Source organism: Cognatiyoonia sp. IB215182, assembly GCF_033963905.1.
Taxonomy (GTDB): domain Bacteria; phylum Pseudomonadota; class Alphaproteobacteria; order Rhodobacterales; family Rhodobacteraceae; genus Yoonia.
The window spans coordinates 195,918-222,346 of sequence record NZ_JAXBMB010000006.1 but is presented as its reverse complement, the minus strand read 5'-3'; the positions used below and the strand labels follow the sequence as shown (position 1 = coordinate 222,346).

The 26,429-nt window shown below is 58.2% G+C and carries 23 protein-coding genes and 1 tRNA gene; 6 read left to right on the top strand and 18 right to left on the bottom strand.

Annotated elements, in window-relative coordinates:
• Positions 1–30: 30 nt before the first annotated feature.
• From SLH47_RS13955 to SLH47_RS13945, 3 genes are all read right to left on the bottom strand, one after another.
• Positions 31–1,188, bottom strand: a complete 1,158-nt coding sequence (locus SLH47_RS13955; protein ID WP_320240166.1) for a carbohydrate ABC transporter permease — start codon at positions 1,186–1,188, stop codon at positions 31–33.
• A complete protein-coding gene (locus SLH47_RS13950) occupies positions 1,188–2,195 on the bottom strand; it encodes a sugar ABC transporter permease (RefSeq protein WP_320240165.1) in 1,008 nt (335 codons plus the stop codon). Before SLH47_RS13950 ends, SLH47_RS13955 begins: the two co-directional genes overlap by 1 nt.
• Positions 2,196–2,302: 107 nt before the next feature.
• Positions 2,303–3,661, bottom strand: coding sequence for an ABC transporter substrate-binding protein (locus SLH47_RS13945; RefSeq protein ID WP_320240164.1), 1,359 nt, complete (start codon positions 3,659–3,661; stop codon positions 2,303–2,305).
• A 282-nt stretch (positions 3,662–3,943) separates the two neighbouring features.
• Between SLH47_RS13945 and SLH47_RS13940 the strand changes: the two genes are divergently transcribed.
• From SLH47_RS13940 to SLH47_RS13930, 3 genes are read left to right on the top strand one after another with little or no spacing between them, the layout of a single operon-like run.
• A complete protein-coding gene (locus SLH47_RS13940; RefSeq protein ID WP_320240163.1) occupies positions 3,944–4,969 on the top strand; it encodes a substrate-binding domain-containing protein in 1,026 nt (341 codons plus the stop codon).
• An 8-nt stretch (positions 4,970–4,977) separates the two neighbouring features.
• Complete coding sequence (locus SLH47_RS13935; protein ID WP_320240162.1) at positions 4,978–6,300, top strand: GH1 family beta-glucosidase; 1,323 nt, start codon at positions 4,978–4,980, stop codon at positions 6,298–6,300.
• 7 nt (positions 6,301–6,307) lie between these two features.
• The gene (locus SLH47_RS13930) at positions 6,308–7,279 is read left to right on the top strand and encodes a glucokinase (protein ID WP_320240161.1); all 972 of its coding nucleotides are present in this window, start codon (positions 6,308–6,310) and stop codon (positions 7,277–7,279) included.
• Positions 7,280–7,379: 100 nt separating this feature from the next.
• Here SLH47_RS13930 and SLH47_RS13925 read toward each other — a convergent pair whose 3' ends face one another.
• The 4 genes from SLH47_RS13925 to SLH47_RS13910 all read right to left on the bottom strand — a co-directional run bounded on the left by SLH47_RS13925 (position 7,380) and on the right by SLH47_RS13910 (position 12,919).
• A complete protein-coding gene (locus SLH47_RS13925; protein ID WP_413785648.1) occupies positions 7,380–9,632 on the bottom strand; it encodes an ATP-binding protein in 2,253 nt (750 codons plus the stop codon).
• Between the two features lie 171 nt (positions 9,633–9,803).
• Positions 9,804–10,967, bottom strand: coding sequence for an RsmB/NOP family class I SAM-dependent RNA methyltransferase (locus SLH47_RS13920; RefSeq protein WP_320240159.1), 1,164 nt, complete (start codon positions 10,965–10,967; stop codon positions 9,804–9,806).
• Between the two features lie 3 nt (positions 10,968–10,970).
• Positions 10,971–12,419, bottom strand: a complete 1,449-nt coding sequence (guaB, locus tag SLH47_RS13915; protein ID WP_320240158.1) for an IMP dehydrogenase — start codon at positions 12,417–12,419, stop codon at positions 10,971–10,973.
• 122 nt (positions 12,420–12,541) lie between these two features.
• Positions 12,542–12,919, bottom strand: a complete 378-nt coding sequence (locus SLH47_RS13910) for a GFA family protein (RefSeq protein WP_320240157.1) — start codon at positions 12,917–12,919, stop codon at positions 12,542–12,544.
• A gap of 153 nt (positions 12,920–13,072) precedes the next feature.
• Here SLH47_RS13910 and SLH47_RS13905 point away from each other — a divergent pair, with 153 nt between their 5' ends.
• From SLH47_RS13905 to SLH47_RS13895, 3 genes are all read left to right on the top strand, one after another.
• Positions 13,073–15,109, top strand: a complete 2,037-nt coding sequence (locus tag SLH47_RS13905) for an ASKHA domain-containing protein (RefSeq protein WP_320240156.1) — start codon at positions 13,073–13,075, stop codon at positions 15,107–15,109.
• Between the two features lie 25 nt (positions 15,110–15,134).
• Positions 15,135–15,905 (top strand): hypothetical protein, encoded by a 771-nt coding sequence (locus tag SLH47_RS13900; protein ID WP_320240155.1) that lies wholly within the window; start codon positions 15,135–15,137, stop codon positions 15,903–15,905.
• A 58-nt stretch (positions 15,906–15,963) separates the two neighbouring features.
• A tRNA-Gly gene (locus tag SLH47_RS13895) sits at positions 15,964–16,037 on the top strand.
• A gap of 37 nt (positions 16,038–16,074) precedes the next feature.
• On the opposite strand, the gene SLH47_RS13890 is transcribed toward SLH47_RS13895, so the two are convergent.
• The 11 genes from SLH47_RS13890 to SLH47_RS13840 form a co-directional block, all read right to left on the bottom strand.
• Entirely contained in the window at positions 16,075–17,070 is a 996-nt protein-coding gene (locus SLH47_RS13890) for a hypothetical protein (RefSeq protein ID WP_320240154.1), read from the bottom strand.
• A 171-nt stretch (positions 17,071–17,241) separates the two neighbouring features.
• Positions 17,242–17,697: a prepilin peptidase gene (locus SLH47_RS13885; RefSeq protein ID WP_320240153.1), complete on the bottom strand. Its 456-nt coding sequence runs from the start codon at positions 17,695–17,697 to the stop codon at positions 17,242–17,244.
• Positions 17,698–17,739: 42 nt separating this feature from the next.
• Positions 17,740–19,338: a glucose-6-phosphate isomerase gene (gene pgi / locus SLH47_RS13880; RefSeq protein WP_320240152.1), complete on the bottom strand. Its 1,599-nt coding sequence runs from the start codon at positions 19,336–19,338 to the stop codon at positions 17,740–17,742.
• A gap of 3 nt (positions 19,339–19,341) precedes the next feature.
• Positions 19,342–20,013 carry a 6-phosphogluconolactonase gene (pgl, locus tag SLH47_RS13875; protein WP_320240151.1) on the bottom strand — a complete coding sequence of 224 codons (672 nt, stop codon included), beginning with the start codon at positions 20,011–20,013 and terminating at the stop codon, positions 19,342–19,344.
• Positions 20,014–20,112: 99 nt separating this feature from the next.
• Positions 20,113–21,570, bottom strand: a complete 1,458-nt coding sequence (gene zwf, locus SLH47_RS13870; RefSeq protein ID WP_320240150.1) for a glucose-6-phosphate dehydrogenase — start codon at positions 21,568–21,570, stop codon at positions 20,113–20,115.
• Positions 21,571–21,655: 85 nt separating this feature from the next.
• Positions 21,656–22,243, bottom strand: a complete 588-nt coding sequence (locus SLH47_RS13865; RefSeq protein ID WP_320240149.1) for an HNH endonuclease — start codon at positions 22,241–22,243, stop codon at positions 21,656–21,658.
• Positions 22,244–22,387: 144 nt separating this feature from the next.
• Positions 22,388–23,041 (bottom strand): GGDEF domain-containing protein, encoded by a 654-nt coding sequence (locus SLH47_RS13860; protein WP_320240148.1) that lies wholly within the window; start codon positions 23,039–23,041, stop codon positions 22,388–22,390.
• Between the two features lie 245 nt (positions 23,042–23,286).
• Positions 23,287–23,955 carry an alpha/beta hydrolase gene (locus SLH47_RS13855; RefSeq protein ID WP_320240147.1) on the bottom strand — a complete coding sequence of 223 codons (669 nt, stop codon included), beginning with the start codon at positions 23,953–23,955 and terminating at the stop codon, positions 23,287–23,289.
• Entirely contained in the window at positions 23,952–24,596 is a 645-nt protein-coding gene (locus SLH47_RS13850) for a DNA-3-methyladenine glycosylase 2 family protein (protein WP_320240146.1), read from the bottom strand. The genes SLH47_RS13855 and SLH47_RS13850 overlap by 4 nt, the downstream gene beginning before the upstream one ends.
• Positions 24,578–25,300 (bottom strand): cobalt-precorrin-6A reductase, encoded by a 723-nt coding sequence (locus SLH47_RS13845; RefSeq protein ID WP_320240145.1) that lies wholly within the window; start codon positions 25,298–25,300, stop codon positions 24,578–24,580. The genes SLH47_RS13850 and SLH47_RS13845 overlap by 19 nt, the downstream gene beginning before the upstream one ends.
• Positions 25,297–26,340, bottom strand: a complete 1,044-nt coding sequence (locus SLH47_RS13840; protein ID WP_320240144.1) for a cobalt-precorrin-5B (C(1))-methyltransferase — start codon at positions 26,338–26,340, stop codon at positions 25,297–25,299. Before SLH47_RS13840 ends, SLH47_RS13845 begins: the two co-directional genes overlap by 4 nt.
• Positions 26,341–26,429 lie beyond the last annotated feature (89 nt).

The following is a 26,429-nucleotide window of genomic DNA, read 5'->3' as shown; positions in this document are numbered from 1 at the left end:
GCCCCGGGCCAAGCCCGGGGCGGTTGTCACTTACTTCACCGAACCGGCCAAGAGGCCACGCACCAGATACTTTTGCATTGCAAAGAAGACCAAGAGCGGCACCGCGATCGACACGAAAGCGGATGTCGCCAAGATCTCCCAATCGCCGCCGCGCGTGCCCAAAAGTTCCACGATCTGCTTGGTCATGACTGTCGTCTGACCCGACGCGTCGATCAGGAACACGAGCGCCACCAAGAGGTCGTTCCAAGTCCAGAGGAACTGGAAGATCGCGAAGGAGGCCAAAGCCGGGAACGAAAGCGGCAGAATGATCTTGGTGAAGATCTGGAAATCCGTCGCCCCGTCCACCTTGGCGTTCTCGATAATGTCGCGCGGCAAGCCCACCATGTAGTTGCGTAAGAGATAGATGGCGAGCGGCAGGCCAAAGCCCGTATGCGCCAGCCAGACGCCCAGATACCCTTTCCCGATGCCAATGGCATTATGCAGCGACAGAAGCGGGATGAGCGCGAGTTGCAGCGGCACAACGAGCAATCCAACTACCGCTGCAATCAGCAATGCCCGCCCGGGGAAATCCATCCATGCCAGCGCATAAGCCGCAAAGGCCGCGATCAGGATCGGGATGATTGTCGCCGGGATCACCACGGTCAGCGTGTTGAAGAACGCCTTGGCCATCCCTTCGGAGTTATCCTCGTCAAACAGCACGAAATTGTAGTTGTCGAGCGTGAAATCAGGCGGCGTGGTCGCGTCGATAAAGACCCGCTGCGCCCGCCCGCTGATCTGATCATCATTGCCCTGCCAGACATAGGTGCCATCGGCGTTCAGCGTGAAGCTTTCACCGTCTCCCATGTCGAACGTGTCACCCGGTGCGTTTTCGCCCAAACGGCGGCTCGACGTGGACCAGCCGCTGATTTCACCAGCGAATGCTTCCTCGCCAAAGATGTTGCCTTCGACCGCAAAGACACCGTTGCCCAGATCAACCCGGTTGTCGTCGGGGTCAGCGGCCCGGATTTGCAGCGTTTGTTCCGCTGGGAACATCGCCGACCACCAGCCCGACGCGGTGATCTGATCACCCGTCCGGAAGGACGACACAAAGAGGCCCAGCGTCGGGAACAGCCACAACAGGACCAGCAACACGACCGAGATATTCAGCGCCCATACCACAATGGGCTTTTGTCCAGCCATCGCATCCATCAGCGCATCTCCTTCCGGGCGTTGTAGACGTTCCACACCAGGATCGGCGTCACCATCAGCATAATGATCATGGCCGCAGCCGACCCCATGCCCCAGTCATTCGCGCGGAACAATTTGTCGTACATGTAGTTGGCCAGCACCTGCGTCTCCCATTGGCCGTTGGTCATCGCGAAGACGATGTCGAAGACCTTGAGTGTGGCAATCGTGATCGTGGTCCAAACCACAACGATGGTCGACATGATCTGCGGGATCTTGATCTTGAAGAAGATCTGGAAGGGGTTGGCGCCGTCAATGATCGCAGCCTCAACCGTCTCTTCCGGGATGCCCCGCAAGGCGGCGGACAGGATCACCATGGCAAAGCCGGTCTGGATCCAAATCAGCACGATCATCAGGAAGAAATTGTTCCAGAACGGGATCTGAAGCCATTGCTGCGGTTCCGCCCCGCCGAAGGTCAGGTAAAGGTGGTTCAAAATGCCGATCTGCGCCACATCCTCGGGCCGGGCTTCATAGACCAGTTTGAAGATCACCGCCGCACCGACAAACGAGATCGCCATCGGCATAAAAACGATGGATTTGGCGATGTTCCCCCAGCTCAGCCGGTCGGTCAGCTGCGCAGCCAGTAGCCCGAAACCCGTCGCGGCAGCAGGCACCACAATCAACCACAAAACATTGTTCCACATCGCCTCAACAAATTTGGGCTCGGCAAACATGGCGGTATAGTTCTCGAGCCCGACAAAAGCATATTCATTGCCGGGCAGGCGCTCCAAAAAGCTCAGGCGCAATGTCGCGAAAACCGGATAGGCCAGATAAAGGCCAAGCGCGAAAATCGCGGGAAACAGGAAGATCCACGGTCGGATCATATTGGCGCGGTTGATGTTCCGCCCCGCATTCGGCCCTTTGGCCGGAAACAGCACTTTGTCCAGAAACAGGTTGGCGCCGTAAAAGTAACCGACACAGCCGCCCACACCAATGATAATTGTGACCAATCCAAGCAATGCAGGATGCATGGTCTCCTCCCCGTGGCGATGAATTGCGGTTAAGACCGCTTATTGGCACGGACGATTGTCCGTCCGTGCCATTGTCAAATCAAGCGTTTTCGCTTGTGCGGCCCCGCTTACTTCAGCGCGTCCCAGCTATTCTGGATCGCAGTCGTCACAGTCTCGGCATCCGCGCCGCCGACATAGTCAACCATACCCGTCCAGAACGTGCCCGCACCAACGGCACCCGGCATCAGGTCGGACGCGTCAAAGCGGAAAGTCGTTGCGTTCAGCAGGATTTCCCCCTGCCCGCGCAGGATTTCATCCTTGTAAGCGTCAAGGTTCACGCCGGAATGTGGTGTCAGGAAGCCCGTTTGCGCCATCATCACCTCGTGGGCCAATGGCAATTGCAGGAACCGCATGAATTCCATCGTTGCATCAGACGCGTTTGTCACGGCCATCAGCGTGCCACCACCCAGAACTGGGTTGCCCAGGTCTTTTTCAGCGAAGGATGGGAAGTAGAAGAAGTCTGCATCTTCGCCGGGCACAACATCGTCAGGGAAGAACGCCGTGGCGAAAGAGGCCTGACGGTGCATGTAGCATTGTGGGGGCGACGAGAAGAGACCGGTGGGGCTGTCGCGGAAATCGGTGGAGCCCACGGCGGCAGAACCACCTGCAACCATGTCGTCATTCTTGGCAAACATGCCGAATGTCTCAACCGCCTCAATCACCTTTGGATCGTTGAACGGGATCTCGTTGGTCACCCACTGATCATAGGTTTCGGGCGTCTGTGTGCGCAGCATGATGTCTTCGACCCAGTCAGTCGCAGGCCAACCTGTGGCCGGGCCGGACCCCAGACCGATGCACCAAGGTGTTTCACCATCTGCGATGATCTGTTCGGACAGCGCGATCAGGTCTTCCATGCTCTCCGGCACTTCGTAATCGGCGTCTTCAAAGTTCTCCGGGCTGTACCAGACCAGCGATTTGACGTTCACGTTGTAGAAGAAACCATAGAACTGATCATTGCCGCTCGCATCAGCATAAGTGCCCAGATCAACCCAGGACTGACCGGCGGCGTAGTTATCGGCGACCCAGGATGCCATGTCGTCACCCAAGGGCGTCAACAAACCTTGCGCTGCCATCGTTGAAGCCAGACCCGGCTGGGGGAACACCGCCACGTTGGGTGCGGAACCGGCTTCGGCATCAATCACGATCTGCTGCTCAAACCCGTCAGAGCCTGTGTAGGTGATATTCGCACCGGTTGCGTCGGCAAAGTAAGCGATGGCTGAGCGAAAGAAATCATCCTCGGGCGACAACCATGGGCCGAAGACGGTAACGGACTCACCGCTGAGGTCGGGTGCGTTTGCGGCCCATTCATTGTAGCTGTCCCAGCTAAAGTCGCCCTCACCCGGTGCATAGACCAAATGGCCATCCGCCTGAACGGCGCTCGCAGTCAGAGCAACCGCTGCCACGCTGGCATACAGTTTCGTTTTCATTGATCGTCCTCCCAATCGCACCTTCTTACGATGCGTGACTTGATGTGTGCACGCTTCGCGTGCGGTTTCCCCATCCGGCGCTTAGGAATCATGCTCAAAGCGCTTTGGATGGCAACACAGTTGAGCAACTTGTCGCGCCTGTCAACACGCCAGTGCTCGGGAAAAAAGGCTTGGATTTTTCAAATCTGGCGTTTACTGAAACGATTACGAGGCCAAATTGCAGCGGATTTGGCCCCTACCAAGCGGTGAAAAATGAAAGCGCTTTGAACGACTTTACGACAAATGAACCTCAAAGAACTCTCGCAAAATCTGGGGCTTAGCCAAACGACCGTCAGCCGTGCGCTGAACGGCTACCCCGAGGTGAGCCCGGCGACACGTGCCCGCGTGGAGGAAGCCGCGAGAGCGTTCAACTACCGCCCAAGCAATCGCGCCAAAGGATTGGCGACCGGTCAAGCACTGGCGATCGGTCATGTGATCCCGGTCTCGAACAAGCACGAGATGGTGAACCCCGTTTTCGGCGATTTTATCGCCGGCGCCGGCGAGACCTATTCGCGGCATGGCTATGAAATGATCCTGTCCATCGTCGCTGACGAGGACGAAGAACAGGTCTATCGCGGTCTGAAATCGCGCCGCGCGGTTGACGGGGTGATCGTGCATGGGCCGCGGATGGATGACGCGCGGATCGCGCTTTTGCACGATCTGGGGCTACCCTTTGCGGTGCATGGGCGGGCGTCAGGCATTGAGCTGCCTTACACTTGGCTTGACGTGAACAATCGCAGCGCCTTTGCCCGTGCCACGAGTTTTCTCTACGATCTGGGTCATCGCCGTATTGCCCTGATCAACGGTCTGGAAATGATGGATTTCGCGCATAGGCGCCGCGACGGGTATGAGCATGCGCTTGTCGAACGTGAACTGCCCGTCGATCCTGCGCTGATGCGTTCTGGCGAAATGACAGAAGTATTCGGCTACCGCTCCGCCGGTGCGATGCTTGATGGTGAGAACCCGCCCACTGCGATCCTATGTTCGTCATTGATCAGTGCGCTTGGTGTGCGGCGTGCCATTGAAGAGCGTGGATTGCGTATGGGCCGCAACGTGTCTGTCGTCACCCACGACGACGCATTGTCCTATCTGCAGAACGGCGACGATGTTCCAATATTCACCGCAACCCGGTCTTCGGTCCGCGAAGCGGGTCGTCGCCTGGCCGCGATGCTGCTGGATCAGATTGCCAAGCCGCACAAGGCCACGCAGCACCAGCTTCTCGAAGCCGAATTGATGGTCGGTCAATCTACGGGCCCTGCCCTCAGCTAAGGATCAACATGAACTTCCAACGCAATGATTTCCCGACCGGATTTCTGTTCGGGGCGGCGACCGCCGCTTATCAGATAGAGGGTCATCAATTTGGCGGCGCGGGCTCAACGCATTGGGACACATTCGCCGCAGGTCCCGGCAATGTCGTGCGCGCGGAAAACGGTGCGCTTGCCTGTGATCACTACCACCGCTTTGCCGAAGATCTAGATCTGACGCGGGACGCTGGCATGGACGCCTACCGGTTTTCCACGTCATGGGCGCGGGTCATGCCGGACGGACGCAATGTGAACCCCGAGGGTCTCGACTTCTACGACGGGCTGGTGGACGCGATGCTCGAACGCGGCTTGCAGCCCTTTCAGACGCTCTATCATTGGGAGCTTCCTTCCGCATTGGCCGACAAGGGCGGTTGGGCCAATCGCGACACTTGCGCCTATTTCGGTGATTTCACCGATGTGATCACCGACCGGATCGGAGACCGTGTCGCTTCCATAGCGACAATCAACGAACCCTGGTGTGTTGCGTATCTTTCGCATTTTCTGGGCCATCACGCGCCTGGACTGCGCGATATTCGTGCAGCATCTCGGGCGATGCACCATATTCTTTTGGCACACGGCACTGCACTCGCCCGACTGCGCGACAAAGGCATGTCCAATTGTGGTATCGTCCTGAATTTCGATCACACAGAGCCAAATGATGCGGACCCCGACGCAACCCAGGCGGCTGCGACCACAGATGCCATCTTTAACCGCTGGTTCATTGAGGCAATCACCAAAGGCAGTTACCCGACCGAGGCTCTGGAAGGTTTCGCGCCGCATATGCCGGAGAACTGGCAAGACGACATGGAACTCATCAGCCAGCCCATCGATTCTCTGGGCGTGAACTACTACACCCGTCACATGGTCAGTGCCGACCAGGGCGCCGTCTGGCCACACGCCGTCTCCGAAGATGGACCTGGCGATAAAACTCAGATGGGGTGGGAGATTTATCCCGATGGCCTTCGCAGTTTTCTGTCCCGGCTTGCACACGACTATGTCGGCGAACTCCCTATCTACGTGACCGAGAATGGCATGGCATGGAACGATCATGTCAAAGACGGCGTGGTCGACGACCAGACACGCATCCGCTTCATTGATGATCATCTGGCGGCAACGCGTCATGCGATCACCGATGGCGTCAATGTCCGAGGCTTCTTCTATTGGTCACTTCTGGACAATTACGAATGGGCCTTTGGTTATGAAAAACGCTTTGGTCTGATCCATGTGGATTTCGAGACCTTGAAGCGCACCCCGAAAGCATCTTATCACGCGCTCAAATCCGCCATCGCGCGTTAGGAAGACCATGTCCCATCCCGACAACCTTTATTCGCTTGTTGCCGATATCGGTGGCACCAATACGCGCGTTGCACTGGCAGACGAGCGACAAATCGTTGATGGCACAATTCGGCGCTATCGCAACGCCGATTATCCAGGCCTCGAATCCGTACTGCGCCAATACATCGCTGACGAAGGCGGGGTTGACCCCAAAGCAGCCTGTGTCGCCGTTGCGGGGCCTGTGCGCGATGGTCGCGCCACACTGACCAATCTCGACTGGACCATCGACAAAGACACGCTCGCCCGCGCCACAAGGGCCGAGACCACGGCGATTTTGAATGACCTGCAGGCGCAGGGACACGCAATGGGTTACATTGATCCGGCGAATATCCGCACGATCCTACCCGGTCCTACAGGGCAGCCGAAAGCCGCACGGCTTATGGTGGGTATTGGCACCGGCTTCAACGCCGCACCGGTCTTTGATCTCGAACAGGGCCGCGTTGTCCCGCCTTCCGAAAGTGGACACGCCAATCTGCCTATCCGTAACGAGATGGAGCTACGCCTTTGCCAATTTGTATCAACCGCGCACGGCTTCCCTGCAGTTGAAGACGTATTATCGGGCCGCGGATTGGAACGTGCTTATGCGTTCTTGGGGCAAGAAGAAGGCTCTCCCCGTGAAGCGGCGGCAAAAGACATCATGGCCGCCTGTGCCGATGGCAGTGATCCACGCGCGGTCGCCGCCGCCCGCTTGTTTACCCGGATATTGGGCACGGTTTGTGGGAACCTCTCATTGATCCAACTGCCATTTGGCGGGGTCTATCTTGTGGGTGGCGTTGCACGGGCCTTCGCACCGCATCTGAGTCAGTTCGGCTTTGCCGAAGCCTTTCGCGACAAGGGGCGTTTCGCAGGTTTCATGGGCAACTTCGCCGTGCATGTTGTGGAGGACGACTACGCCGCACTCATCGGTTGCGCCGCACATCTGATGGCCTTGCAAAGCTGACATGTAGCCATTGCGTTTTGCCTGGATTTGGCGTGACGCGCTTTTAGGCCTATCGTCCGCGCGATGGGATCGCTCTGGCAACAAGTCTATGAACAAACTGCTAGTGCAATTGCCCGTGGACTGTCTGGGTCAGTGCATTCAGTGAAAATGGCTTGGGCAGGAACACCGAATTGGGGATCTGGGTTTGGTCGTCGCCAAACGCGTCCTCAGCATAGCCCGAAACAAATACGACCCGGGTATCAGGGCGGTCTTTCAACGCCTGACGAACCCAGGTCGGACCATCCATGCCCGGCATGATCACATCGGTCACAAAGATATCGACCTTCAGCGCTTCGTCGTTCAGCAATTCCAGTGCTGCCTCCGCGCAATCGGCTTCAAGCACTGTGTATCCCCGCAACCGCAAGGCACGCGAGGCAAAGGCACGCACAGGCGCTTCATCCTCGACCAAGAGGACAACACCGTCGCCATTGATGTTCATGATCTTCGCATCGGGGGCGACGACAGGAGCCATTTCCGCCACGGGTGCGCGATGGCTCGGGAAAAGCAGCGAAAACTGCGTACCCTTGCCCAGCTCACTTTCAGCAAAGATGAAGCCACCCGTTTGCTTGACGATGCCGTAAGCCGTCGACAAACCCAGGCCCGTTCCCTCGCCAGGTCGTTTGGTCGTCCAAAACGGCTCAAAGATCTTTTGCAGCTTTTCAGGACTTATGCCGTGCCCTTCGTCGATGACCTTGACGACGACATATTCGCCCGGCGGCACCTCGGCGCGGTCCTTGATCATCTGCGTCTTCAGCGTCAGGTTTTCGGTCACGACCTTAATATCGCCCGCCCCATCCATCGCATCGCGTGCATTCACAACAAGGTTCATGAACACCTGTTCAAGCTGCCGCTTATCGGCCTTGATCTGTGCGAGCGCCGGGTCGTGATAAAGCGACAAGGTCACTTTTTCCCCCACAAGACGATTCAAGAGATGGGTCAGGTCAGACAGCGTGTCGCGCAGATCAATCACCTCTGGCTGCAGATTTTGCTTACGTGAAAACGCGAGAAGCTGTCCAACAAGGCTTGCTGCCCGGTTGGCGTTCTGATGGATCTGGATCAAATCTCCGTAGTTCTGGTCGCCGTCGTCATGCCTGAGAAGCAAAAGATCACAATGGCCCGAAATCGCTGTGAGCAGATTGTTAAAGTCATGCGCGACGCCGCCAGCCAATTGGCCAATCGCCTGCATCTTCTGGCTTTGAACAAACTGCGCCTCAAGCGTCTTGAGTTCGGTCACATCGTTCAGAACGGCGATCAGGTGAGGGTCTCTGGTCCCACCTGCCAGGTTCAGCGTGACCTGAACAAATGTATCCTGATTGTCACCCCGCCCGCGCAGGAATTGTGAAGCCTGGCCGCCGCGCCCTTCAGAGGCCTCGCGCAGCCAATCATTGATCGGGCGCCCCAAACCGTCGAGCATGTCGCCCATGCGCCTGTCTTGCGTCGACTCCAGGTGCAGCAACTGGCGCGCCTCCCGATTTGACGCGAGCACCAACCCGTCCGACGCGATTTTCAGAAGTGGCACGGGCAAATCCTCGATCGCGTCCCAACCAGCCTCTATCTGTCGTGGCGCGTCGTTGTTTTGCGCGCTTGGCAGCATATAGATATCACGCGCGCCATCCTGTCCGTCCAGCTCGGCAATCAGAACCTGTTTGCGACCTTCCGCAGTCTCAACGGCGTATGTCTGTCCTGATCGGACAGAACCATCGTCAAAAATCTCGCTTAACGTCTTTGGTCGCCGCCCTAGCAGGGCGCGCGCAGCAGGATTCAGGCGCGTTATAGTGCCGCTTGGTTCGGCGTGTATGGCGGGTAAGGGCGTCAGGTCGGGTGCCTGAATTGCGACGCCGTTCAATTCACGCAGATCATCAAGTCGCCAAAGCAAGCGCTCTTCGCCGATTGCCGATGCGCTCAACCGAAAATGCCCCTGTCTTGTGACGATATCTTCCTTGCTCGCACCGCCTTCTCGTACACGAGCAGAGAGGCGGCGGAGCACCGGATCGGGATTGGCCAGCATCTCGGCAAAAACATGACCCAGCGACGCGCCAACACATTCCCCAAAGCGTGCTGTCGCAACCTGATTGGCATAAGAAATCCGCCCACCCGCATCCGTCAGGAAAACATTATCCGCGTCGTGTTTCATGAGCTGGCGGATGGTTGTATCAAGCCGCTGCCCCCAGACCCGGCCAATCCAGCCGCGCAACCAAAGCGCGATTGTCAGAAAGACGAGGGTGATGCCGCCGAACAAAAGCGCCAGCCGAAACACCGCAACGTTCATGAAGAATGACAGAATGACAAACAAGGCCGCAACCGCCAGAACCATGGCATGTGGCGATAAAAAACGACCCTCCGCCGGTTCGTCAGTCACACTGAGCGTCTGGTCTTTCGGCACGTTCAATCCTCGTTAAACAATCCCCCAAGCATCTACCGGTGAAGGATTAACCAATGCTTAAGCATGATCTATCCACAGGGACCGCATCAATCTTGGGTTGTTCTATTTTTGCACCAAAACGCAGAGAAAGAAACCATCACCAGCGCCACCGGGCAGAAGCCGATGTTGATCGCAGATTTCCCAAGCGGGGTTCGCCCGTAAAAACCCAGCAATCGTTGCCTCATTTTCCTCACGAAGCACGGAACAGGTCGCATAGACCAGGAAACCGCCAAACGCGACAAGGGGGGCGGCCTTCGCCAACACCTTGGCCTGGGTTTCTTGCAGCGCGGCAAGCCGGTCTTTGGTCAAGCGCCATTTCGCGTCCGGCGTGCGCCGCCAGGTACCACTGCCGCTACAAGGCGCATCGCAAAACACCAAGTCAAACGGGGCCTGCCCTGTTAAGTCGTGCGTGGACAGGCGTGTGATATTCACCTTCGCGCGGGAAGCGCGCGCTGGCAGATCTGCCATACGCGCAGGTGACACATCATGTGCAAACACATCTGCCTCAGGATGCAGATCGGCAAATGCCAAGGCCTTGCCACCACCTCCTGCGCAATAATCCAGAATGCGCCCTCTCCCCCCAAACGGCACCTCTTGCACTGCGAACTGCGACGCGGCATCCTGCAATTCCACAAGACCTTTCTGAAAGGCCGCTGATGTCTTGATGCGGGGCGCATTTTCGGTCACGCGCAGGCATCCCCGCACTGTTTCATGTGGTTCCGCCACGATGTCGGCGGCAGCAAGCTCTGTGATCGCAGCCTCCGATGTTCCGTTACGGCGATTAACCCGCAGAAATGTGGGTGCGCGATGTTGCAGCGCTAGGGCCGCTGGGCGCGCATCTGCACCCAAGCTTTCAAGCCAGAGGGGCCAAAGCCAATCAGGCATGTCGTGCGCCGCCGGTTCCGAAAGCGCAAGTGGCAACGCCAAGTCCGCCCTTTCCGCATCAGTGGGTGGCGGAGGCGCATGACCTTCACCGTGAAAATATGCGGCCAAATCTGCCGCGTCCCGGCGCAAAAGCCGCATAATCACCGCGCGCCCGTCGCCGTCACCAAGCGAGCGGCGGGCGCGCAGAACGTCAAAGACATAATCGCGAATGGCCGCCCGATCCTTCGACCCTGCAAAGCGGCTTGCCCGCGCCCATTTGATCAAGGCTTGTTCGGCCGGGATGCCCGTTTTGATATTGTCGATAATCGTGATCGCCGCAGCAACACGGGCGCCGGGGGTCATGGGTTAGCCGACGCGGTAATTCGGGCTCTCGCGCGTGATCTGCACGTCATGCACATGGCTTTCCTTCAGCCCCGCGCCGGTGATTTTCACGAAAGTGCAATTCTTGCGCATTTCTTCAATCGTCGCGTTGCCGGTATAGCCCATCGCGGCGCGCAAGCCGCCCACAAGCTGATGCACCACCGCATGTGCCGAGCCCTTGTAGGGCACCTGGCCCTCGATCCCCTCAGGTACCAGCTTGTCGCTCGCCGCTTCTTTCTGGAAATACCTGTCCGCTGATCCGCTGGCCATGGCGCCAAGACTGCCCATCCCGCGATAGGATTTGAACGACCGTCCTTGATACAGGATCACTTCGCCCGGGCTTTCATCCGTCCCCGCGATCATCGAGCCCACCATGGCGCAAGAGGCGCCCGCTGCAATCGCCTTGGCAAAATCGCCCGAAAACTTGATGCCGCCATCGGCGATGACCGGCACGTCCCCCGCCCCTTCGGCGCAATCCATGATGGCGGTCAGTTGCGGCACACCCACGCCCGCGACCATGCGCGTTGTGCAAATGGAACCGGGACCGATACCAACCTTCACCGCATCAGCACCCGCATCAATCAGCGCTTTGGCGGCTGTGCCCGTAGCGATGTTGCCGGCAACGATTTGCACTTCGTTTGAAAGCATCTTGGCCCGCTCAACTGCCTTCGCGACGCCTTCGGAATGGCCGTGCGCTGTGTCGATTACGATCATATCGACGCCCGCATCCACCAGCGCCTCGGCCCGTTCAAACCCGGCATCGCCAACACCAGAGGCTGCCGCTACGCGCAAACGCCCCAACGCGTCCTTACATGCCATCGGGTTCAGCACGGCCTGTTCACTGTCTTTGAGCGTCAAAAGCCCGGTCAGTTTGCCCTGCCCGTCCGTGATCAGAAGCTTTTCGATGCGGCGCGCCTGCATCAGCGAGCGTGCCTCGTCGAGATCAGCAGGCTCCGTCAGCATTGCGAGATCCTCGGACGTCATCATGACGCTGACCGGGGTGTCATCGTCCTGGGCAAAGCGCATGTCGCGGTTCGTCACGATCCCAACAACCTTGCCGTCGGCGCCGACGACGGGAAAACCGGTAATCCGATAACGCTCCATCAGCGCCTTCGCATCAGCCAGCGTCTGGTCCGGGCGCAAAGTCACCGGATTGTAGACCGTACCGGACACAAAGCGCTTCACGCGGCGGATTTCCTTGGCCTGTTCTTCGACACTCAGGTTCTTGTGCACCACGCCAATGCCGCCAGCCTGCGCCATTGCAATCGCCATCCGGCCCTCGGTCACCGTATCCATTGCGCTTGAGAGCAGCGGGATATTCATTGAGATTGTTTTGGTGACTTTCGTGCGCGTATCCGCCGTCGACGGCAGCACATTCGACGCGCCGGGGACCAGCAAAACATCATCAAAGGTAAGCGCCTCACGAATCTGCATCTTTGGGTCCCCCATGCGAGTATCGTTGGCACGTCCCTATTGCACGGAACCGCCGCCAGCAAAACCCCCTAGTGGCACATTTTGTGGATCACTCCGGCGAAACACCCATTGAGTGGGCTGCGCTAGTCTTCCTCCCGATCGCCCACAAAGCCAGCCAAGCCCGGAAACGGGGGCAGCCAGTCTTCCCGGCGTGTGATCCAAAGCTCGTAAGTCGGCGCAAATGCGTTTGGCTGATCGAAGGCCCCCAGATGCAACTCGATCTTGCCAGGACTGCGCGAAAACACTGATGAACCACAATGTGCGCAGAAGGCGCGGCCTTCATATTCGCGCGCGTCACCGGAAATCTGAACGGCATCAGGGGCATAGATCGCAGAGGCATGAAAAACCGCGCCGTGATGCTTGCGGCAATCCATGCAATGACAGATGCCGACCCGTAACGGTTCGCCTGTCGCGACAAACCGGATGCGCCCGCAAAGGCAACCGCCTGTTCGCTCCATCATGCCTTTCCTCCTTCGCGGCCCGCATTCACAGTATCAGCCACAGCGCTTCGACACGCGCCACGCCCGTCGCTGCACATAATCATTATGACGGTATCGAGCCTTCCCTTCGTCTGCACCACACTTATCTTGCAGGAAAACACGACAGGCGCGCGCATGAGCAACGATCCTTTGGTTATCTTCACGCCCTCCGGCAAGCGGGGGCATTTTCCTGTTGGGACGCCGGTTTTGACGGCCGCGCGACAATTGGGCGTCGATCTTGATAGCGTGTGCGGCGGGCGCGGCATCTGCTCAAAATGTCAGATCACGCCTTCTTACGGAGAGTTTTCCAAACATGGGGTCACCGTCGCTGACGACGCCCTGTCTGAATGGAACAGCGTTGAAGAACGCTATGACCAGAAACGCGGCCTGAAAGCGGGGCGGCGTCTGGGTTGTCAGGCGACGATCCAGTCCGACATTGTGATCGATGTACCTCCCGAAAGTCAGGTCCACAAGCAGGTCGTGCGCAAGCGGGCAGAGGCGCGGGATATCACGATGAACCCGTCCACGCGGCTTTACTATGTCGAAGTGGCCGAACCCGACATGCATGACCCTTCAGGCGATCTGGAACGGCTTGTCACCGCGTTGCGGCGTGATTGGGACCTGCCGGATCTTGAGGCAGACCTGACTGTTCTGAAAAAGCTGCAACCGGCCCTGCGCAAGGGCGAGTGGAAGGTCACCGTTGCGGTGCATCTGGGCGACGCCGTCTTCTCACCCCGCATCATCGACATCTGGCCCGGTTTCTATGACGGCACGATCTACGGCCTTGCGATCGACCTCGGCTCAACCACCATTGCCGCTCATCTGTGCGATCTGCGTTCGGGCGATGTGGTCGCCTCCTCCGGCATCATGAACCCACAGATCCGCTTTGGTGAGGATCTGATGAGCCGGGTCAGCTATGGCATGATGAACCCAACAGGCTCAGATGAGATGACGCGGGCCGTCCGCGAAGGCATGAACGCGCTTTTCGTCCAGATCGCATCAGAGGCCGAGATTGATCGCAATCTGATCGTTGACGCGGTCTTTGTCTGCAACCCGGTCATGCATCACCTGTTTTTGGGCATCGACGCCTATGAGCTGGGCCAGGCGCCTTTCGCGCTGGCCACATCCGAAGCGATTTCTCTGCGCACGCAAGAGCTTGACCTGAACCTGCATCCGGCAGCGCGCGCCTACATCCTGCCCTGCATTGCAGGCCATGTGGGTGCGGACGCGGCAGCCGTGGCTCTCTCGGAGGCGCCTGACAAGTCGGACGATCTTGTGCTGATCGTCGATGTGGGCACGAATGCTGAGATCATTCTGGGAAATCGCGACAAGGTGCTCGCGTGTTCTTCGCCCACCGGTCCCGCCTTTGAGGGCGCACAGATCAGCAGCGGCCAGCGCGCCGCTCCGGGCGCAATTGAGCATGTCGCCATTGACCCCGTCACCAAGACCCCACGCTTTCAGGTCATCGGTTGCGATCTGTGGTCGGATGAAGAGGGCTTTGCCGCCGCCATCGCGGGCACCGGCGTCACCGGTATCTGCGGGTCGGGCATCATCGAAGTGATTGCCGAGATGCGCATGACGGGGATTGTCGATGGGCCGGGGCTGATCGGCTCGGCGGAACAAACCGGATCGCCGAATTGCTTTGAAGATGGGCGCACCAATTCCTACCTGCTTCATGATGGCACGGGTGATGGCGGCCCGAAGATCACGGTGACCAATACCGATATCCGCCAAGTCCAAATGGCCAAGGCTGCGCTTTATTCGGGCGCGCGGCTCTTGATGGACAAATTTGGCGTCGACAATGTCGACCGCGTCGTGCTCGCCGGTGCGTTTGGAGCGCATATCAGCCCCAAACACGCCATGGTGCTCGGCATGATCCCCGACGCCCCACTGGAAAAGGTCACCAGCGCTGGGAACGCCGCCGGCACAGGAGCGCGGATCGCACTGCTCAACACCGAGGCGCGCCAGGAAATTGAGGACGTGGTCCACAAGATCCACAAGATCGAAACCGCAATTGAACCACGCTTTCAGGAGCATTTCGTGAACGCCTCCGCGATGCCAAATGCCGTTGATCCCTTTCCAATTCTGCGTAGCATCGTCGAAATCCCCGAAATCACCCACAACACCAGCGGGGGAGAGCGGCAAGGACGTCGTCGAAGGCGTAGCGGCTAGGCATACGAGATGTTGCTATCCTGATATGCGTCTGCTCTTCCAACTCGCCGTCGTTGCCATGATGTTCGGGGTTCTGGCCTATTACGCATCGTTTCTGGCGCGGGATTCTGAGCAAGGCAGAGACATGACAGTGCTGGAAAGGGTCGCTGCAGGCATGGGTGCGATGGCGGATGCCCGGTCAGGCCAAGATATCGTACTCGCATATCGTCGGTTTGATGCAGATTTGCGATTTGGCCAGTTGACGGTTTTTGGCGCAGTCATGACATTTGACGACATCGATGAGCCCGCAAGCTTTACTCCTTACAATTTTGCATTTCGACGAGACAAGTTCACCGCGACGCCATCATTCGGGCAAGGACCTTACACTGCGCTTTACGGCCGCTATAATGCCGAGTTTCCGAAGACCTCAGGCGTTGTCACGGAAAGCTGCATTAATCCTCGCGCCAACAACAATACGACAGAAGATGGCATCGCGCTCAAGCAATCAATGCTTTGCAAGTTGGACTCTGCATTGCCTGATCGGCCAGCCGCAATGATCGGCATCATTCAACCCCAGGTGAACGAAGCGCTGCCGCGAGGTGGGGATCGCACCTGCCGTACGGAAGCCGCGCATTGGAGCACCCTGCCTGGTTTTGAAGACTTCGATCTCATCTTCTGCATTGTTGTCGATTTACCCTTCGATCCAGATGCTTATCAGGCCAGCGACTGGATGGATGTCATCACCTATCAGCGTTTTGGTTCGGCTCTATTCAACATGCGTGCCGCGCGACGGAACTTTGAATCGATCCGCGGGTGATTGATGCGCAAGGAAGCGATTGACCAAAAGCAGACTCAAGCGTATCTGAGTGCCTGCTGCGGGTATGGTGAAAAGGTATCACGAAAGCTTCCCAAGCTTCAGTTACGGGTTCGATTCCCGTTACCCGCTCCAGGCAGCCATTCCATAAAGCACAAACCAGTGGGACGCCTTAGCTGAAAATACGCTGAAAGAGCCCTTTCTTTTCAGGACCGATTGGCCGCAATCCCAGCTCTGTTCCCAGTCGCAGCACCTCGCGCAGAGAACGCTTTGGTACGATTGTAAACGCAATGCTGTCGCCCTCGTCCCCGAGCATCACCAAAGCACGTCCCTCACGCATCAGCAGTGTCTGCGCCCTGACCAGCAGATCATACCCCATCTCCTCACTTGGCGTGTCGCCGGGAAAGGCAAATGGGTGACCCGATACACGCGCAATCACGCCGCCGATCTCGTCTGCCCCGAACTTCCAATCGACAATTGCAATACGGTTGGTGTCTGCCAGATGTTCGTGCATCAAAACGCTATGCCAGGAAAAGGACCTGCACTCGTTGAGCGACATTCCTTCGATCCTTTCTGTCTTTTGTAGGAAACCCCATGGGTGATAGGCCGCAGCCGCGAGCTTTGCGGCGAAAACCAAGGTCTCCGGATCATCGCCGCCAATCAGTATTGCGAAGCGCTCCACTTCTTCAGGTGAAACCCCGGATGGCTTGATGGCCTTCAGCTTCTCTTCTTTCGACACCAAACTGGGGCTGTGGGCGATCGACCGTTTGTAGATCGACAGAAAAAGCCGTTCTGCATGTGCGATCTCTTCCGGGTCGGTGATGGGCGGAAATCGGGCCTTCAGCTGTTCCAATGTCGGCTTTTCTTTCGTCATGTCCACCGATGTGGCCGCGTCATCGTAACCGCGCAGATCAATCTCGTCGCCGATGCGGATAAGGTGGTATGAAGTCTTTCTGCCGGTAGCATGATCCAAATCGCCTATTTGCAAACGAGCCGGAACTTGGAAGCCTTTGTATTCCTGGTCGTTGACTGAAGAACGCCAGAACTCACCCTGCCTAAGGTTACCCGACCCGCCGATTTTCAGCGTCATCATGGTGTTCAGTCGCTCAAGCGTTATCACATCGGACTTCAGCGGGCTGAGCGGCTCAAGCTTCAGGTAATAGGGCATCAACAACCTCTCTTTCGTGCAAGCTGCCGCGACGCATGATTTCTTGCGCGCCACGGGCATCGGACCGCTCGATTGCATCTGATACGCGATGCGAAAAAAACTGACGCGACAAACGCGTCTAGTCGCTGATGTCAGGCAACGTTAGACGCAGCCGGATTTTTGCATAACGCGCTAAGATACAAGAAACGCAAAAAGTGCGGTCAGGCCGATGGGCAGGCTCATCGGAACAACCGGATTGGCCATGACATGCCAGGCGCTGTCTTCCGACCCGAAAATCCTGCGACTTTGCACCACCACAAACGTGCAAACCAGCATGATTACTATAAAGGCAATCGCGATGATAAAGCCGTTCGTGAGCGGCATGAAGAGCGCAACGCCCCCCATCAGCTTGACCGCACCAGCGCCAAAGCCACGCGAACTGAACAGGAACAGGCCAAAGGCAAAGATGGCCGCTGCAAAGGCCAATTGCCACCACAGGTACTCGGGCGGCGCCACAAAGACCAGAATTGCAAATAATACCACGGGGATGATCGTTAACCAGTTGGGGATCTTCCCGGTGCGCGCCTCAATCACCATCGCCGTGATGATCACCACGGCCATCGCATAAGTCGCCACTGTTGCAATCATGATCTTTACCTTACCGGTGTTGTGTTCAACCCGTCATAACGATCAAACGCCGTTGCGCTGCAAAAATCGGACAAGCGCTGCGGTAGAGCCGTCTTTTCCATCCACCTGTTGCGTCCCTTCCACAACCGGTTGCAGGGCCGTCGCCAGCTCTTTGCCCAATTCCACACCCCATTGGTCGTAGGAATTGATGCCCAAAACCACGCCTTCGACAAACACGCGATGCTCGTAGAGCGCGATGATCTGCCCCAGAACAAAGGGGGTGAGTTGCGGATAAGCGATCGTGACCGACGGGCGGTTGCCGGGGAAGACGCGGTGGCGGGCCTGACGTTCCAGTTCATCGCCATCGAATTTCGTCGCCACCTTTTTGCGGGCCGTATCGAGATCCCGCCCGCGCATCAGCGCCTCTGATTGTGCCAGACAATTGGCGACAAGCAATTGGTGCTGATGATGCAGGCCATCCTCATGGCCTCGTGCGGCAACCAGGAATTCACACGGGATCACGCGGGTGCCTTGATGGATCAATTGGTAAAAGGCGTGCTGGCCGTTTGTGCCCGGCTCGCCCCAGACGACCGGCCCACTTGGCACCGTCAGATCGGCCCCGTCCATGCTGACGCCCTTGCCGTTGCTCTCCATCTCAAGCTGTTGAAGATAGGCCGGTAAGCGGCTGAGAAGATTATCATATGGCAAAACCGCGCGCGTGGCATAGCCGCAGATTTGATTGTGCCAAATCCCCACAACGGCGAGCAAAGCAGGCAGGTTTTCAGGCCACTCCGCGGCCTGAAAGTGCTGGTCCATCGCCTGACCGCCTCGCAGAAAGGCCCGGAACGCATCAGGACCAATCGCGATCATCAGTGACAGCCCAATCGGCCCCCACATCGAATAGCGCCCGCCAACCCAATCGGCAAAACCAAAGACACGAGAGGGGTCGATCCCGAAATCCGCCGTCTTGTCCGCCGCCGTCGAAAGGGCCGCGAATTGTGCGCCGCTATCGCTCACACGCTCTTGCATCCAGGCCCGCGCGGTGCGCGCATTCGTCATCGTCTCAATTGTCGTGAACGTCTTTGATGCCACGATGACTAGCGTTGTCGCAGGGTCGCAGCTGCGTAACACGCCCGCGATGTCGGCAGGGTCCACATTGCTGACGAAATGGCAGCGCGGGCCGTCATGGTAAGGCGCCAGCGCCTTGACGGCCATTGCCGGCCCCAGATCAGAGCCGCCGATCCCGATATTGACCACATCCGTGATCTTGCCGCCCTGCCCTTTGAAATCGCCATCGCGGACCTGCCTTGCGAAATCCGCCATCCGGTCCAGCGTTGCACGCACCTCTGGCATCACATCGACGCCGTCTACATGGACAGGGCCTCCATCGAGATTGCGCAAGGCCGTGTGAAGAACGGCGCGCCCTTCGGTTTCATTGATCGGGGAACCGGAGAACATCGCGTCGCGTTTTGCGGCCAAACCCGCCTCATCCAGCAACGCAAAAAGCAGACGGCGCCCTTCGAAATCGATATTCGTCTTGGCGTAGTCGAGCACCATGTCACCCGCTTGCGCGGAAAATGCCTCGGCGCGCTCTGTATCCACCAGCGTCTCGAACCGGCGGTCAGCCACCTGCGCATGATGCGCGATCAGATCGTCCCACATGCCCTAGCGCTCCGCCCAATGAACCTTGGTTCCGCTCAGGATCGCGGCAACGGGTGCCTCTTCAGGCGGCAGGCTGCGCGCTTTCTCAAGCGCCGCGCGCTTCTCTGCACCGACGATAACCAGATGACGCGACATCGCAGCGTTGATGACCTTCGCGGAAAGCGTAATCCGCGGCTCCGGCGCTCCCGGCGCACGCATGGCCACCAGCCTTTCATCGCCGTTGAGTGCCAGATCAAGCTGATCGGCACCGGGAAAGATCGAGGCCGTATGCATATCCGCCCCCATCCCCAGCAGCATGACAGAGATGGGAAGCTCTGGCGTCAGCGCTTCTGCGAGTTCCGGCAGCTTCTCCTCGGGCGTATCAGCTTCGGCATAAAGCGGGACATAAGTGGCGGCAGCCGCCCGCTCAATCAGCAGCCTTTGGCGCAAGAGCCGTGTGTTTGACCGCTCAGACGTCTCGGGCACCCAGCGTTCATCGGTCAGCATCACATGGACCCGCGCCCAGTCCAGATCAACCGCGCACAGGCTGTCAAAGATCGGGCCCGGTGTGGTGCCGCCTGGCACGGCGAACGACGCATGTTCATGCACCAGAAGACAGTTCTTGAGTTCACCCGCGAGCGTATCGGCGAGATCCATCATCATCATCTCGGCATCGGGATATTCGATCACATTCATCGTTGAGTCCTTTCGGGGGCCGCGCTGCGCATTCGGCATGTCATGTGTAGGCGCTCGACACGAAATGTGCACGTCTTGATTGTGCGCAAAGTCAGCCTGTCAGCTGCCTTTGATCTCACGCCATTTCCGCTCATCACGATGCAGAAGCATCATTGCATCTTCGGGACCGGCAGTGCCTGCATCATAGAGTTTGGGGACATCATTGCGTGCCTCCCATCCTTCAATAATCGGGTCGGTCCAGGCCCATGCCGCCTCAACCTCGTCCCCACGCATGAACAGGGTCTGATTGCCCCGGATCACGTCCATAATCAGCCGCTCATAAGCATCAGTGACGTCTTCAGCACCGTCCCCCAGCGCTTCGGCAAAGGTCATATCAAGTGGCACATCAACCAGCCGCATACCGCCCGGCCCCGGCTCTTTGATAGTGACCTGCAAGTCCATGCCTTCATTTGGTTGTAACCGGATCGAAAGGACATTGCGATGGCGTCCCTCATCACCCTCAAAGATCGTGTGGCCAAGATCCTTGAAAACCACAGCAATTTCGGACGACCGCGACCGCATGCGCTTGCCGGTGCGCAGATAAAACGGAACCCCGGCCCATCGCCAGTTGGCGATGTGACAGCGCATAGCCACAAAGCTTTCGGTGAAACTCCGTCCATTCTCAACATCGTCCCGATAGCTGGGCCCCTGAGGCCCGGCATCATATTGCCCCCGCACGATGTGATGATGGTCAATCGGTTGCAAGGCACGGATCACCTTGAGTTTTTCGTCCCGCACCGCATCTGCTTCAAACTGACTGGGCGGCTCCATCGCAATCAGGCACAAAAGCTGCATCAGATGGTTCTGCACCATATCACGCATCGCGCCTGATTTGTCGTAATAGGCACCGCGCCCACCGACACCAACCGTTTCGGCCACCGTGATCTGGATGTGATCGACGTAGTGATTGTTCCAAAGCGGTTCAAAAAGCACGTTGCCGAACCGAACGGCCATCAGGTTTTGAACCGTCTCTTTGCCCAGATAATGGTCAATGCGGTAAATCTGGCTTTCATCGAAATGCGCCGCCAACGTCGTATTGAGGGCACGCGCACTTTCCAGATCACGCCCAAATGGTTTTTCCACCACTATGCGGGATTGCGGATGCGCGATCTTGTGTAGATGTAGCCGCTCTGCCAGGTCACCGAAGAGCGACGGCGCGACCGAAAAATAGAAGGCTTGGACGACATCCTGCCGCACAAGTTTCGCCAAGGCCTTCCAGCCCCCCTCACCTTTTGCATCAATCGCCACATAATCCAGTCGATCAAGAAAGGCGGCTAACGCACTGTTATCGCTTTTTTCCTCGCCGCCAAACTCCGCAATCGCATCAGCGATCAGCCACCTGTACCCTTCTGTGTCGAGGTCGGACCTTGCGGCACCTATGATCCGCGCCTGATCGGGCATTTGCCCCGCGCGGAAACGCCGAAATAGTCCGGGGAGGATTTTGCGGCGGGCCAAGTCGCCCGTGCCGCCAAAGATCACAAGGTCAAATGTTTCGACGGGAATGACGCGAGAGACCATGGGCTTATCCGTTCTGAAGAGCTGCGTTAGCGCTAACGCCGCTTTCCTACCGCGGTGAGTTGCCCAAGTCTAGCGGTTGTGGCGGTTAGGCCTCCAACTCTGCATCCCAGTAGAGGAAATCGACCCAGCTTTCATGCAGGTGATTGGGCGGAAACTTACGGCCCACATTGTGCAATTGCTCTGGCACCGGTTGGCGGGGCGGTTTTGACAGGCTCATCCCCGACTGCTTGAGCGAGCGCGAGCCTTTCCGCAGGTTACAGGGCGAACACGCCGCAACGACATTTTCCCAGCTTGTCACGCCCCCACTGGCCCGTGGCACCACATGATCAAAGGTCAGATCACCTTTGGCGCCGCAATACTGGCACGAGAACTCATCGCGCAAAAACAGGTTGAACCGGGTGAAGGCGACCTTCTTCTGGGGCCGCACATAGTCCTTCAGCACAACCACTGAGGGGATGCGAATTTCGGTCGACGGACTGCGCACAACTTCATCGTATTCGCTCACGATATCGACGCGGTCGAGCCACGCGGCTTTGACCGCTTCCTGCCAGGGCCAAAGCGACAGTGGGTAGTAAGACAGCGGACGATAATCAGCGTTGAGCACAAGCGCCGGATAGTGCTTGAGCGCGCCAGGCTCCCTGACAAAATCAGTCCTAAAATCTGCTTGCGCCATAGCGTCTTTCCTACACTGCTCAGTGCGGAAACTTAACCGATCGCGGCGTCCCCGCTTCTGCCTGCAGGTCTGACTATATATCGCGTCAGATTTGTGACAACCCCCACAATATGCGTCAAAAAAGAGTGAATTCTGCGCAGTTTCCTATGCCGCGACGACTTGGCGCAACATCACCTGGGCCGGACCGCGCAATTTGGCCAAATCAAGCGCTTGTTCGACGCTTTTCATCAGTCTTTCCAGGGGCGTCCAGCCATCGGCAACAACGATCCCGACCGACACTGTCGCATGCAGAACACCACGCGGAGTGACAACCTGAATCCCCTTGGTCAATTCGTCGGCGATCTGGCGGCCACGTTCAATCGGGGCACCCGGCAGGTAGATGCCAAAAACGGCCCCGTCGAGGCGACCAACAATATCGGTTGCGCGTGTGACTTCGCGGCAGCGTTGCGCCAAAGCCATCAGGCAAAGCTGTGTTGCATGCGCATCGCCCATATCATTGACCTTCTTGAACTGGTCGAGGTCCAGCATAAGAAGCACGCCGCTTTGCGGCAGGGCCCGAGTAAAGCGCTGCAGAAATGTCTGCTGATTTGTAACGCCGGTGATCCCATCAACCTGCGCCATCTGGTGCATGCGGCGCTTGTTTTCGCGCAGCCTGAGCATGATGGACACCGGAATCGTCGCCAGCAAGACGGCCACGACAATCACGACAACCAGTTTCACAATGACAGGATCAGGACTAAGCAACTGGGCGATCAGGCTGAGCGTTGTGGCTAAGCCAAGAATCAAAACCAGGTGCAAGACCCGTTCTTTCGACACTTTCGGGGCAAGTGGGGGGACGCTTTGCAACGGGACCATCAAACAAACTCACTCAAAAAACGGCATACGACTGAATGCGTTATCATCGGAAAATCCTAACGAAATGGTTAATGTCTCTTCGACATTTGAAATAAAAGTTAATGCAGCCGTGAATAATGTGGGCCACTGCTACGTCATCGCAAAGTGGGGCTCTAGTTGCAAGCCTGAAGTGTCAGAAGCGGCGATGTTTACGACAACCCCAGGCGGTCTCGCATGAAAGCCAATGCAACCTGAAGGCCGTCCGGGGCAATGCCGTGACCGGTCCCTTTCATGATATGCGCGTAGACCTCGCTCCAATCGGCGCCTTGCAAGGCTTCGGCCGCTTGCGGCAGCGATTGTGGGGGCACGACATCGTCCTGATCGCCGTGAATCAACAGAACCGGAGGACGGCTGACCACCTCATCGGCCAGCAATTCAGGGTCAAGAAGCCGTCCTGAAAACGCAACGATGCCCGCAATCGGGTCCTCGCGCCGGGGCACAACATGCAGCGCCATCATCGTGCCTTGGGAGAAACCCAGAACCATGACCTGTTCGGGCAACAGGTCCTCATCCACCATCAAGCCATCCAGAAACGCGTCCAGATCAGCCGCCGCACGTTCCAGCCCTGCGCGGCTTTCCTCTTCGCTGGATCCGTCAATCCATGGGATCGGGAACCATTGATACCCCATGGGTGCTCCCGCACAGGCCTCGGGCGCATCGGGCGCAATGAAAAGCGTGTCGGGCATATGCTCCGCCAAAGGATCAGCCAGCCCCATCAGGTCGGCCGCATTGGCGCCATAGCCATGCAAAAAGACAACGCATGACCGTGTTTCCCCTGACAGGGGGTTTCGTCGTTGAGCCTCGAGCGCACGCGTCATCGGATACCTTCCCGTTGTTTCTGATGGCTGTAGTAGGCCCACATGATCCGGGCCGCAACCGACCGCCAGGGGCGCCAGTCTTCGGACATGCTGCGCAGATCTTTCTCCTTGGGTCTTTCGGACAAGGCAAAAATCTGCTTGGCAGCCTCTTGCAGCGCCAGATCGCCCGGTGCAAAGACGTCTGCGCGGCCAAGCGAAAACATCGCGTAAATCTCGGCGGTCCATGTGCCGATTCCGGATACTGCGGTCAGGGTCTTGATCACATCATCTGCCGGCATTACGTGAAGACCAACATAGTCGATCTGGGCCTCCGCCAACGCGACAGCATAACGCGCCTTTTGCCGGCTCAGCCCCAACTCACGTAGCGCCTCCTGCGAGGTGACCCGCACCCGTTCCGCATCGGTCATGCCCGCGTCTGAGAGGCGCGCCCAGATCGCATTAGCAGACGCAACGCTAACCTGCTGGCCGACAATCGCGCTCAGGAGTTGGGGGAACCCATCGGGTTTCAGGCGCAATGGCAATGCGGGCAAATCCTGCATCGCCCGTGCAAAGGCCGGATGTCTGGAGCACAACCATGTGGCCCCTTCTTGCACGCACGCATCGGTCCTGATCACACGTTCTTTCATAACGCGTCTACCCATGCCATCGCCTCATCAATTGTGGCAACGCAAGGCCAGTCGCCTTGTGGCGGACGGGTCAGCATTAAGACGGGGATTTGCAGGTGGTTTGCTGCGGTCAGCTTGGTTCTGCTGGCCGCGCCGCCTGCATTCTTGACGACAAGCCAGTCAACATTGCGCGCCTTGAAAAGCGCGATTTCGTCCTCGACCGAAAAAGGCGGTCGCCCGATAAGGAACATTCCATCCTGAAGTGGGAACGGCCCTTCAGGCGGATCAATCTGGCGGCAGATCACAAACCGGCCCGCAAGGTTCGCAAAGCGTTCCAGCGATTGGCGCCCGGTGCCAAGGAACACGGTCGCGCCAAGCGGGATATGTGCAGCCGCATCCTCTTCCGCTGCGATTTCAGTCCAGTTATCGCCCGGCTCCGGCGTCCATCCGGGCCGGAGAAGCTGCATGTATGGCATATCCAAGGATTTGCAGATCGCGGCGGTGCGCCGTGTGATCCGGTGCGCGTAAGGATGCGTGGCGTCAACAACCGCACTGATCCCGGCCTTGGCCAGATAGGCGCGAAACGCATCTGCCCCGCCAAATCCGCCCGTCCTCGTCTGTACAGGCAAGGGCGCGGGTTCGCGGGTGGCCCCTGCAATGGATGCGATTACGTCCCGTCCCGCGAGCCTCTCGGCCAAGCGGCGCGCATCCCCCGTACCTGCCAACAGCAAGATCGTCATGGCCCGGCCTGTCCGATGATCGCGCCAGATCGATCAATCACCACGACATCAAAAGTGATCTGCTCGGCAAATCGCTGTAGCTGCGCCAAAGCTTTTTCGGCGACCCTCTGAGCCAAAGCGGGCCCAGCCATATTCAACGCCTCAAGTGCCGTATTCGCGTCAGCCAGCCGTGGGTCGTCCATCATCGCGGCAAGCCCTGCGAAATCGACCTGAGACCGGGCGGAATGCAGGTCCATCGCGCCTTGCGCCAGTTTGGTCATCTTGCCGATGCCACCGCCCACCGTCACCCGCTGAATGGGGTTTTTGACAAGGTACTTCAGCATCCCGCCCGCAAAGTCGCCCATATCCAGCATCGCGTGATCCGGCAGGTCGTAGAGCGCTTGCACCGTCTTTTCGGATGTCGCACCTGTGCATCCAGCCACATGGGTCAGACCATCGGCGCGCGCCACGTCAACGCCGCGATGGATCGAGGCGATCCAGGCCGCACAGCTAAAGGGCCGCACCACACCGGTTGTACCGAGGATTGAGAGCCCCCCCACAATCCCCAGTCGCGGGTTCCAGGTTTTGAGCGCCAGCTCCTGCCCGCCGGGGACCGAAATCTCAACGATGATATCAGGTGCGCAATCATGCTGTTGCGCCAGTTCATGCACGACATCACTGATCATCTGCCGCGGCACGGGGTTAATCGCGGCATCGCCGACCGCAAGCGGCAGGCCGGGTTTGGTCACGGTGCCAACGCCCTCACCCGCTTCGAAGACAATGCCACCAGAAGATTCCGCAACGCGCACGACGATCAGCGCGCCATGCGTCACATCTGGGTCATCGCCCGCATCTTTTGTGATACCAACCTGCGCCCAGCCCGGCCCGGCATCGGTCAGCGCCAGCGGAAAGATAGGGGTCTCCCCTTTTGGCAGCGTAATTGTCACGTCGTCAGGAAATGCACCGCCCCACAGACGCATCAGCGCCGCCTTGGTCGCGGCGGTCGCGCAAGCACCTGTGGTCCAGCCGCGACGGAGTTCGCCTGTTGGTTTGCCTCTCATCAGCGCGACTATAGGCAGTGCCGCAGATGCCGCCAATCGGCAATTGTCCGTCGTTTGGCATCTTTCCAAGTGTGATGGAGAGCGGCATA